Genomic DNA, 10,496 nt, shown 5'->3' on the forward strand with positions numbered 1-10,496 from the left:
AGACCGATCTCCTCGCCGGCTTCTTCGCCAGCACCGGCATGACCCTCGAACCCGAGCCACCGAGATAACTCGAACCTTGGCCTTTCAACCTCTGTAGCGAGCGTGCCGGCCGGCACGGCGGCCGACGACGAAGAGGCAGCGGTGGCCGTCGCGAACGACTACCGGTACGGCCTGGCGGGCGCTGTCTGGTCCGCCGACGAGCAACGGGCGGTGCCGGGTCGCCCGGCGGATCCGCACCGGAGCCGTCGACATCAACGGCGCGCCGTTCAACCCGCTCGCCCCGTTCGGCGGCTACATGCAGTCCGACCTCGGCCGGGAACCGGGTCGCTACGGGCTCGACGAGTTCCTCCAGAGCAAGGCGATCCAGTGATGAGGGCGCTGCTCGCCCGCGGCGTGGACCAGCAGCTGACGGTGGAGGAGGTGGAGCTGCCGGACCGCGGGCCAGGTGAGGTACGGGCAGCCGGGGTCTGCCACTCGGACCTGTTCATGGTCAACGGCACGGTCGCGCCGCCGTACCCGCTGGCGCTCGGGCACGAGGCGGCGGGCGAGGTAATCGAGGTCGGTCCCGGCGTCGACCGGGTCCGGCCCGGCACGCACGTGGTGCTGAACTGGGCGCCGCCCTGCCGGCGGTGCTGGGCCGCACCGCGTAAACGGGGGTTTTCGGGGGGCGGTTCAAATCTCCATAGAAGAAAATCAAAGCCCTGACCCGTGTTCCCGCTGGCCAGGGGCTTTTTTTGTCGGGACGGCCGGATTCGAACCGACGACCCCTTGACCCCCAGGAAGGCGGGTTAGGCGTGCCGGACGTCAGCCGCGATGCAGCATCGAGTTGCATGTGCGTGGTTGGTGGGTCCGAGCTCGACGTGTGGTCCCCATCTGGTCCCCGTCGTGGAGTGGGACTACTCCCCTACCGGCATCATCAGTTCGGAAGCCGCCGCCGAGCCGGGATGGTTCGCCCCATCGCTTGTGTCACAAGGGAGTTCGTCGCCCGGTCGTGCCCACTGACGACCGCCTGGGGCAACTCCGTACGCCACGTTGATGGCACGTTCGATCATGCGCCTTGGACTGAGATCTGTATTGAGCGGACGACAGCCAAGATCCTCTTGTTCCAGTGGTTGGAGGACCACGATCTAGCCACAGGATGGAGGAGTGGTCGCAAGCGACGGCGTAAGGTGCCCGCCATGTCGCAAAGGGAACCGATGGATCAAGCTTGGAGTGCGGTCCAGTCCGTCCTCATCGAGTCGCGCGAACAGGAAGGACGCCACGAGCGACTAGGCAAAATCTGGGGTCGTGTGCACATCATCGTTGGCCTTCCGGCCGCCGTCTTGGCCGGTGTCGCTGGAGCCACAGCGCTCGCCTCGACCGCCGGGCGGTTACCCGCTGGCGTCATGGCTCTGCTGTCGGCCGGACTCGGGTCGGCAGCAGCATTTCTGGATAGTCAGGGTCGGCGCGAGAAACATGAGAAACTGGCGCGTCAATTCAATGCCCTATCCCTTGAATGCGTCGGAATCATGGACTTTGACGTGCTTCAAAGCGGATATATCGAGTCGGAGTTTCGCACGAAGATCGCGCAACTAAGGCGCAGGTATGCGGCGCTAATGAATGATGGCCACTTTCAGGACTTGGAATAGTGGTCAGCTCCTCGCACATCGATGCGGCTCGTTGGCTTCCCGTCACGCAGGGCCTGCCCCGACCAGACCGCGCCGAGCCGGTCCAGGTGGAGCGCCCCATCGGACGGACGACCTGGACCGGCTCGGCGCGGTCTGGTGGCCTTTGGTGCGCGACGGGAGGCCAGCACGCGGGCATGGCCTCCCCGAGCGCCCGGATCCAGGGCGGGACGCCCTGGCCGCCGGAGGCACCGCATGCATGACGGACGCCGGTCGACTGCCGGGCAGCCACGACACCAAGGGTGATCTGGGCTCCGCCACCCTCATCGGCTTACGCACTACGCCGCTGCTGTCCGTGGATGAGCGGATCACTTCATCCGCGTAGACCTCGGCAAGCCCGTTCTCGCCGAGGATCCGTAGCAGTCCATCGTATAGAAGTCGAACTTGGCGGGGTCGACGACGAAGTGGTGATCCAGGTTCTCCGGGTAAGGAAGCCCTTCAAGGATGCGGCGACCCTGGTCTAGATGTAATGCCCATGAGGGTTGTTGACGGCGTGGCGGCTTGAGACGAGGCGAGACCTCCGGCGAGGTGTGAGGTGCTGACGCCCACACGGAACCGGAGGTCTCATGGCCCACCGTAATGCCCGGCTGACCATCCACGGCCGGCGGCTGCTCATCACGCGTGTCGTTGACCAGGGTCGGCCGGTGGCCCACGTCGTGAAGGAACTGGGCTGTTCTCGGGCCACCGGCTACAAGTGGCTGCAGCGGTGGCGGGCCGAGGGCGACGCTGGTCTGCGGGATCGGTCCAGCCGGGCTCACCACCAGCCGCACAAGACGCCCGCCCATCTGGAGGCGCGGGTCTGCCAACTGCGCCAGGAACGCAAACTCGGGGCTCGCCGGCTCGGACCGTTGCTCGGGATGCCGGCCTCGACGGTGCACGCCGTTCTTACGCGGCACGGTCTACACCGCCTGGCCTGGCTCGACCGGCCCACCGGTCAGCTCATCCGCCGCTACGAGCGCGACCGGCCCGGCGAGCTGATCCACGTCGACGTCAAGAAACTCGGCCGGGTTCGCGACGGCGGCGGCTGGCGCATCTTGGGCCGCGACAGCCTGGAACACCGCCGTGCCCGCACCGCCGGCCGTGTCGGCTTCGACTACGTGCACTGCGCCGTCGACGACCACACCCGTCTCGCCTACGCCGAGATCCACCCCGACGAGAAGACCGACACCTGTGCCGGCTTCCTCCGCCGCGCCGCCGAGCACTTCGCCGCCCACGGCATCACCCGCGTCGAACGGCGTCATGACCGACAACGCATTGGCCTACCGCCGCGGCCGAGCCTGGCACCAGGCCCTGACCGACCTCGGTGCCACCGCCCGCTTCACCCGCCGCTACCGACCACAGACCAACGGCAAAGCCGAACGCTTCAACCGCACCCTGCTCAACGAATGGGCCTACCAACAGCCCTACACCAGCAACCAACACCGCGCCGACGCCCTACCCAGCTGGCTCCACACCTACAACCACCACCGCAGCCACACCTCACTCGGCGGCAAGCCACCCATCACCCGCGTCAACAACCCTGCTGGGCATTACATCTAGAGCAAGCTCAACTTGACGCCGGTCCCCCATGCACGCCCACGCCCTCGCACGCTGGGCCGCCAGTTGGACTGCCACGCTCTGGTGTGGCGCGGCTGCCTCGCCTGCTTCGGCGGCGGCAACGACGCCGCGAAAATCACCTGCGGTGAGCGCGTACCACGCTCGCATCTCCTGCGCCCAACCAACGACGTTCATGTCCCCGGCCTCCTCCCCGAGCTGCAACGCCGCCTGCGGGTCGCCTCGGCCTCGGTGCGTCGACCCATGTCGTACTCGACGCAACCCACGAGGAGGGCGACTGTTCCCGCCAGGGTCAGCAGCTCCCTGTACTGGGCGAGCGTGAGGCGAGCGTCGAGCAGCGCCGTCATGCGTCGCAGCCACGCGTGTCCCTCGACGCGCAGGTTTGCCGAGTCGGGTAGGGATACTCGCTGCACAGCCTGTCGGCGGTGATCCGGAGGCCTTCTAGGGTCGCCTGGGACACGTCCGACGCGCGCATGCGAGTCACGATTCGAGGGTGTCCAGGCCTGCACCGGCCATCAGGGCCTTGTCGATGTCATCGCGGCCACGTCGCGGGAAGAAGGCGGCGGGGACGAGATGGTCGGCTCGCTGGGCTTCGAGTACCTGCGGCGGCACGACCTGCGGCACACCGGGCTGACCTGGATGGCGGATGCCGGCGTGCCGGTGCACGTCCTACGGAAGAAAGCCGGTCACGGCTCGCGGATGACGACTCAGCGGTATCTGCATCCAGATCGTAAGTCGATCCATGCGGCCGGTGAGGCGCTGTCTTTGCATCTCACCGGCCTGAGGTCCCCAAATGGTCCCCAGCGGGGCGCATCGCATGATCGCGAGAAATGCCCTTCTACCTGCGTCGGGACGGCCGGATTCGAACCGACGACCCCTTGACCCCCAGAGATCGGCAACGCGGTCCGGCTCGGATCGCAGCGCTGGCCGACGGTCCGATGGTAGTCAGCATGGTTCCGTCTGGTCCCATCGGTTGCTGTACTTCGCTGCTGCACCCCCTTGCCATCGCCCCCGGCAGCACTCCCGCCACCCGCGGTGGCAAGTCATCGGTATTGGCGTCTTGCCTCCACGCCACGCCCGCGTGGCCTGCCTTGGCATGGCGATGAGCCCTCAATTAACGACGGGAAATAGCCATGGGCTCGATCCGTGCTTCCGCCGGTTCCTCCGCCTTCCAGCCATCCCGTCGGCCGTCGTCCGCACACCTGTGGAGTGGGTGGGGCCTGCCCTGACGGAGGTTGTCGGGATGGCGCCAACCATCCTGGAGTGCCTGAGCGCCCCGCCGGGGCACGCCCTGGTCGTCGCCTTCAACACCGAAGCCCCGGATCTGCCACTAATCACGGCGGCCCGGGGCTCCGCCGTACGTCGCGTCGCCGGCGACCCATCAACAACTCTACGTGGGCCGCCTTCTATGCCACGCTCGCCTCATTCTTTTTCCGTTCGCCATGTCAATCAAGTCGACAACCTGTTGTACACGACGTCGGAGATCATGAACATCGAGCCGGTCCTCGGTCCAGTGCTTGCACACCTCCTCGGCTATCGCAACCTTGTTTGGCGTTGCCTTGTTATGCATCTCCAATGGCTGTTTCCACTGTCCACCGTCATAGGACCAGCGAAGACGGGGGTGCACAGCCTTGACGGCCGTCCTTAGAATATCGACCGGCACATAATTCTCGATCGTATAGCACTTTGTGATCCATGCAAACCCAGGCCCCTCCGAGCTTTCGAAAGAGGACCTCACCCTTTCCTTGGTCGAGCTAATGCGCTTTCGGGGGCCTGTCAGGTCACTATCTATCAGGACAACCAAATGGCGGTTCAACCGCCTAAGGGAGATGAACTCGTCAAGTTTCTCGAGCTGCTCTTTCTCGGCCAAGCCCCCGCCAAGAGGATCGTTCGGGGTAAGGTGACTCAACAAGGCGCCACCGTAGAACATTATCGAGAAGTCCACGCCTTCAATTAGGTCTGGGGCGACGAGCGACAGCCAGTGGCGGAGATATATTCGATCGGATGGCCCCTCGACCCACAGAACCGCATTCGCCTGCAAGAGGTCCGAGGGTCTGTAACCAAGGTCAGCGCAGATGCGAGCCAGCTTGTGAGGAGTCCCGGCGAACTCCACCGAGGTTCCGCCCTGTGGAGAGTATCGGAGATGAAAGACCTTGCCATTCTCATAGTCAAGTAGATGTGCAGAATGCGTGGCAATGAGATACCTGTTCGTGGTCTTCTGCGCCAAATACTTGACGAGGCGACGTTGCAGCAACGGATGCAAGTGAACTTCTGGCTCTTCGACGCAGAGCAGATGGTCATCGAGCAATGTTGCTGCGGCGGCGAGCATGATTACCTGATGAACTCCGGTACCGAGGCTCGAAAGCGGAAGAAGCGCACCGGAGCGTTCGACTAGGACGGTCTCGGCGTCATGGGGGATCCGAAGCACTGCGCTCTCGTCCTCCAAAACATGACGAACGAACTCATTAATCTTCTCGAACCTCTTTACGTCTTCCTGGTGAGACAAACTCGGCCGCTCGAGCTGCTCCAGGCGCTGAACTAGCCCCATGCCATTAAAGGGCCCCAGCTCATCCGCTCCCTGAGACGGGCGAATCTCCCGGAAAGCTTCAATCACGCGCACCGGGGGCAGATCGGCCAAAGAAGGACAAAAGAAGGACAGGATCGCGGCAATGTCACCCTCAACGCTACCGCCGCTCCACTGCTTATTCTCCAGAGCATTTCGAGCGGTGCGGATTAGGGAGAAATCATTCCGACCATTGAAGACCAGCGCAATATGCTGGACAACGGCGCGCTCCAGGGACCATTTCCAATGCGCCTTTCCGTCAAAGTGTGTGCCACCGTCAGATTCATGAACCAGGGGTACCCAGATAAGACCGTGGGAACGGAGCGCGGGGTGGACAAGTAGGCGGTAAATGGCACCCAAGGGAGTTGCAGGGTTCTGGCGGTGCCCGGGAACTCGCGCTATTTCAGATTCGACGGCCTCCAGAGAACGCCCTAGTAGGAGCCGAATTCTCCAGTCCTGCGGCAGGGTTTGGAGGGGCCTGTCGAGTGAATCGGGAGTTGCAGGCTTAGCGACAAGGTAATCCCGCGCAAACCGCAGAACATTTGATTTTCCAGCATTGTTCTGGCCAGCCAGCAGCGTTACTTTTCCTAGGGGAAAGAAGTGCTGGAGGGACTGAAAGCTCCTAAACCCCCCGAAGCCAAACCCTTCCAGGTCTGCCACCCCCATACCTCTCGCCCTCCATGATCGCTCTGGACAGCCCGTTTCACATCTTGCTGCGCCGCCGAAGTGGATCTACCGAGACGGTAGTACCTCGCACAGGATCGGTCACCCACCGTATGGCCTGAGATGCCGTTTCCTGGCCAGGCTGTCGCTCCCCGCGCCCAAGCCGTGGCCGCCGCTGGTTGCGGATGCTCGCCTGAAACCCTTATGTGGGGGCTGTTCCGGCACCTTCAACGCTGTACCGCGGGCGCCCTGCTACTGCATGCTGTCCGCATGGCGGCAGTAGAAGCTTGGTTCCTCGGCGGTCCGGCTGACGGCCGACTGATGCCTGTGGAAATCGACAACGCTGGCAGGATGCCAGCTACGGTCAAAATGCTCCAAAGCGGGTTCAGCCTTGGATCGGATGATTCGGCCGAATCGCCTGTTGATCACGCCTACGTCCGAGGTGACAGGATGGGCGACGTCGAGATTTACTACTACGGACGGGGAGTTGAGAGGGAGTGACGCCCTCCGCGCCGCACCTAGGTAGCCGCAGACCCGGCCGAAGCAGGTGAATTCGCTGAGCTGTCCTAGTTGGAGCTATATGTCCTTCAACGTCGGCTCTGCCTAGACTTCAGTTCCCACACCCTCCGGCGCCTGGGTTCCCACCACCACGTCTTTGGTCCACAATCACCAAATGATCGCTCTGCGCCTGGTCCGCGCTCTCGTGGTGGCCGCAGCTGGGGCGGTAGTGTCATGCGCTCAGCTGAACCTCCCCGACAGAGAGTTCTGGGAGAAGCAATCGATTCCCCAATGGGCCAGCGTCGTAGCGTTGGCTCTATTTGCACTACATGAAGGCATTAGCTCCGCGCGCTACGCCGTCCAGGCCGCGCGGATCCGGCAGTGGGAGAACGATCTAAGAGCTGTGTTAAGCGCGGCAATCTCCTCGGCGGTAGTCGCCACCGGCGCACCGTGGGACGAGATCGATATTCGCTACTATCGGCTCCGCGGCAAGCTTTACTGGACTCGGCTAGAGTTGGTTTCGGGACTCTCGGCTGGATGCGGCGTCACGGATGTGGAGCGCTCAGTTAAGCCTGGCGTTGGCGTAGTGGGTTTGGCGTTCTCTCAGGAGGTAATCCTGGCGGAGGAATGGCGAAGCTTTGTCCGCCTCGCAACCCAGGAGGGCCCAGCGGCTTGGGCTAAGCGATCAGGTGATGAGCGCTTCGGACTAAGCTGGGGGCAGCTGCGCAGATCTCGCCAGCCAGAAGGAATGGTTGCTAGTCCCATTTTCGCGGTGGATGGCAAGCCCAACGGCTGCATATTGTTGAGTGGGTCGCTGAAGTTACCCGACTTGGCCAGTGAAGGGATTCAGGATACACTTCACGAGCTGGATGTGGCCCTCGATCAACTTGGGCCGCCGCCTGCAGGCTGGTGGGGAGCGCATGAACGCTAAAGCTGGTCCTGGTGTCCGACTGCTGCCCAGGCGGTCTGGCGGGGTTTCTGGACGCTTTCGTCACCTTCTTCAGAAATACGGCGCCTCCCCCCACCTTCTGCGAAAGATGGATGAGGTCGTCGATAGCCCCGCCAGGCCGGCTGACGACCGCGGCTCGGGGTCATCCGGCCAGCCTCCTGAACTCCGTCCAGAGCCACAATCCCCTACCCTTGGCGTTGACACCCTTGTCGGCCGGCCAGGCAGCGAAGAGGCGAAACCTGGAGTTCCGGTCGCCGATCTTTACGGCGCCGATCTCTACGAGTGGTTGAACCGGTGGTACGAGGGCAGGAGCGAGCCCTTTCTAGTGCAGGCTGCCAAGGCGTTCGAGCGTGCCGGAGACGTGCAGAATCAGGGCCGAGCGTTGCTTGACCTTGGACGTGACTTCCGTACCGAGCGAAGGTTCTCGGAGGCGGCCGTAGCGCTTAGCAGGGCGGTGGACCTTCTCGGGAAGGCAGGAGACACGTGGGGCCAAAAGCAAGCTTTCACAACTTGGCTCATCGTTTCCAGAGAGGCGACGGCCGCGCACGTCAAGTCCTTCTTCAAAGGCTATTCAAACCCAGCACTCGATGTTCTTTCGCCCACCGCTAAGCCGAACATGCTCTACGCATATTTGTCTTGGCACTCGCACCAGTGGCTTTCGCTTCTTGATCCACCGTCACCGTCGCCCCGCAGCGAGGAGTTGTTAGGGACTGAGGATGATGTAGCTCTGGTAACGGAATCAGAGTCATTACTCCGATCCGTGAGCAGGCTGCTCGGACCCGAGCATCCCACTACATTCGCCGCCCGTCGCCTATCCGCTCAGTTGCGAGCTGTGAGCGGCGATGTCTCTAGAGGCCTGATGGAACTCGCAGAGGCTCTAGCCGATGCAGAAAGGGCTCTCGGCAATCAGCACGATGAGGTCGAGTTAACCCGCCGCTGTCTTGCCGCGTGGCAGCGGCGGGCGCGTCTCTACGTTGGCGAAGGGTTATAGGTAGGCATTGAGGCAGGGAGAGGGATCAGAGGCTTTCCTTGCTGTGGGGCACATTCCGTCGACCGCCTTCGCTGCCATCCCGATGCTCCTATGGAGGTCAAGGGGTGAGGGCGGCGAAGTCGGCGCGTAGGGCGGTGTAGACGTCGCGGACGATGTAGCGCTTGAGGCAGCGGAGGATTTCCTGCTTGCTGAGGCCTTCGGTGATGCGTCGTTGCTGGTAGGCGCGGGTGCGTGGGTTGTAGCGCAGGCGGCAGAGGGCGATGGTGTGTAGGGCGTGGTTGGCGCCGCGGTCGCCTCCTCGGTGGAGGCGGTGGCGGCGTACCCGTCCGGAGCTGGCGGGGATGGGGGCTGCACCGCAGAGGTGGGCGAGGGCTGCTTCGGAGTGGAGCCGGTCGGGGTTGTCGCCGGCGGTGGTGAGTAGCTGGGCAGCGACGTCGGTGCCGACGCCGAACAGGGCGCTGGTGCGGGGTGCGGCGTGGCGGACCAGGGGTGCCAGCTGCCGGTCGAGGGTCGTGATCTCGTCGGTCAAGGTAGTGACCCGTCGGGCGAGTCCGGCCAGTGCGGCGGCGGTGGCTTGTTCTGGGTCGTTGAGCTTGGTCGGGTCGATGGTGAGGGCGGTGCAGCGGCTGACCAGGATGGCGGCACTGAGCTTGGCCAGCTGCGCCCGTAGAGCCTCTGGTGCGGCGGCGACCAGCCCACGCATCTGGTTGATGGCTGCCGTGCGGGCCTTGACCGCCCCCTGCCGGGCCACTCGCAGGGCGCGGATCGCTTCCACGGGTCCGGTGCGGGTCTTGGGCGTGCCCATGGCGGTGCCGGCGAGGGTGGCCCTGGCGGCGGCGATGGCGTCGATTGGGTCGGACTTGCGGTTCCCTGCTGGTCGACCTGGACGTGCATCCCCGGGTCGCCATGGCGATCTTGCGGCACGCCGACTTCTCGATCACGATGGAGATCTACAGCCAGGTCTCATCGAAGGCGACCCGGGAGGCGCTGCGGAAGCTCGGCCAGAGCCTCGATCAATGAGCCGTTGCTGTACTTCGCTGCTGTGCAAGATCAGAAAAGGCCATCCGGAAGATCCCGAATGGCCTTTGACCTGCGTCGGGACGGCCGGATTCGAACCGACGACCCCTTGACCCCCAGTTTTACAACGATTCTGTCACGCCATGCCAGAACAACTCGATACATCCGCATACCCGGACAGAACGACATCGTGCATCACGTCCTAATGCCATCCCATGTCAGCCACTCCCCCGCCGGCGGGCGTTCGCCGTTACCGGGTCCGTTACGGCGAACCGTCAAGGACCCGCCCTGCCGCCCCATCCAGATTGCACTGCTGAGGAGAAACACAGCCTGCAGAGCGTCCTAGGATAGGACTGCGGAGGCAGCCGGGCGCTCTTTGCGATCAGCAGATTCTCGATAGCTAAAACCCTGGCCGGGCGTAGCCGCCCAACGAGCTCCCGTCGCCCTAGCCGCAGCGTCGCCACCAGCGGCGCTTCCTGGGCGGCGCCCGACCGGAACACTGAGCTCTTTTCATCGTGATCAAGGGCGGTTGACCAGGTAGGCGGGGGCGGCGTGTCGATTGTCCGGATAGGACGAAGCTCCCGGTAGGACAGCAGT

At 63.8% G+C, this 10,496-nt stretch carries 7 protein-coding genes and 5 pseudogenes; 9 read left to right on the forward strand and 3 right to left on the reverse strand.

Translation table 11 applies throughout. The features are described from left to right. Positions 1 to 123: 123 nt before the first annotated feature. The 4 genes and pseudogenes from SM452_RS29985 to SM452_RS30000 form a co-directional block, all read left to right on the forward strand. Positions 124 to 370 (forward strand): annotated as a pseudogene (locus SM452_RS29985) (aldehyde dehydrogenase family protein); the annotation flags it as partial. Next, positions 370 to 705, forward strand: a complete 336-nt coding sequence (locus SM452_RS29990; RefSeq protein ID WP_463841185.1) for an alcohol dehydrogenase catalytic domain-containing protein — start codon at positions 370 to 372, stop codon at positions 703 to 705. The pseudogene SM452_RS29985 and the gene SM452_RS29990, both read left to right, overlap by 1 nt. Before the next feature lie 473 nt (positions 706 to 1,178). After that, a complete protein-coding gene (locus SM452_RS29995) occupies positions 1,179 to 1,628 on the forward strand; it encodes an SLATT domain-containing protein (protein ID WP_463841186.1) in 450 nt (149 codons plus the stop codon). Positions 1,629 to 2,230: 602 nt separating this feature from the next. Then, positions 2,231 to 3,203, forward strand: a pseudogene (locus SM452_RS30000) (IS481 family transposase). A 495-nt stretch (positions 3,204 to 3,698) separates the two neighbouring features. Here SM452_RS30000 and SM452_RS30005 read toward each other — a convergent pair. After that, complete coding sequence (locus SM452_RS30005) at positions 3,699 to 3,842, reverse strand: hypothetical protein (RefSeq protein WP_463841187.1); 144 nt, start codon at positions 3,840 to 3,842, stop codon at positions 3,699 to 3,701. Between SM452_RS30005 and SM452_RS30010 the strand changes: the two are divergent. Further along, positions 3,786 to 4,022 (forward strand): annotated as a pseudogene (locus SM452_RS30010) (tyrosine-type recombinase/integrase); the annotation flags it as partial. The gene SM452_RS30005 and the pseudogene SM452_RS30010 sit on opposite strands and share 57 nt — an antisense overlap. 586 nt (positions 4,023 to 4,608) lie before the next feature. Here the strand turns inward: SM452_RS30010 and SM452_RS30015 are convergent. After that, positions 4,609 to 6,441 carry an AAA family ATPase gene (locus SM452_RS30015; RefSeq protein WP_463841188.1) on the reverse strand — a complete coding sequence of 611 codons (1,833 nt, stop codon included), beginning with the start codon at positions 6,439 to 6,441 and terminating at the stop codon, positions 4,609 to 4,611. A 273-nt stretch (positions 6,442 to 6,714) separates the two neighbouring features. On the opposite strand from SM452_RS30015, the gene SM452_RS30020 reads away from it, so the two are divergent. The 3 genes from SM452_RS30020 to SM452_RS30030 all read left to right on the forward strand — a co-directional run bounded on the left by SM452_RS30020 (position 6,715) and on the right by SM452_RS30030 (position 8,882). After that, on the forward strand, positions 6,715 to 6,945 hold the full coding sequence (locus tag SM452_RS30020; RefSeq protein ID WP_463841189.1) for a hypothetical protein: 231 nt from the start codon (positions 6,715 to 6,717) through the stop codon (positions 6,943 to 6,945). Between the two features lie 172 nt (positions 6,946 to 7,117). Next, entirely contained in the window at positions 7,118 to 7,873 is a 756-nt protein-coding gene (locus SM452_RS30025; protein ID WP_463841190.1) for a hypothetical protein, read from the forward strand. 106 nt (positions 7,874 to 7,979) lie between these two features. Beyond that, entirely contained in the window at positions 7,980 to 8,882 is a 903-nt protein-coding gene (locus tag SM452_RS30030; protein ID WP_463841191.1) for a hypothetical protein, read from the forward strand. A gap of 97 nt (positions 8,883 to 8,979) precedes the next feature. On the opposite strand, the pseudogene SM452_RS30035 reads toward SM452_RS30030, so the two are convergent. Continuing rightward, positions 8,980 to 9,744, reverse strand: a pseudogene (locus SM452_RS30035) (transposase); the annotation flags it as partial. Here SM452_RS30035 and SM452_RS30040 point away from each other — a divergent pair. Further along, positions 9,738 to 9,902, forward strand: a pseudogene (locus SM452_RS30040) (site-specific integrase); the annotation flags it as partial. The pseudogenes SM452_RS30035 and SM452_RS30040 overlap by 7 nt on opposite strands. Between the last annotated feature and the right edge of the window lie 594 nt (positions 9,903 to 10,496).

Source organism: Micromonospora sp. SYSU B005, assembly GCF_055362685.1.

What these genes read in the sequence shown, in the direction of transcription:
- SM452_RS30025 (WP_463841190.1), top strand. Translation starts at nt 7,118, where the DNA reads ATGATCGCTCTGCGCCTGGTCCGCGCTCTCGTGGTGGCCGCAGCTGGG.
- SM452_RS29990 (WP_463841185.1), top strand. Translation starts at nt 370, where the DNA reads ATGAGGGCGCTGCTCGCCCGCGGCGTGGACCAGCAGCTGACGGTGGAG.
- SM452_RS30030 (WP_463841191.1), top strand. Translation starts at nt 7,980, where the DNA reads ATGGATGAGGTCGTCGATAGCCCCGCCAGGCCGGCTGACGACCGCGGC.
- SM452_RS29995 (WP_463841186.1), top strand. Translation starts at nt 1,179, where the DNA reads ATGTCGCAAAGGGAACCGATGGATCAAGCTTGGAGTGCGGTCCAGTCC.
- SM452_RS30020 (WP_463841189.1), top strand. Translation starts at nt 6,715, where the DNA reads ATGGCGGCAGTAGAAGCTTGGTTCCTCGGCGGTCCGGCTGACGGCCGA.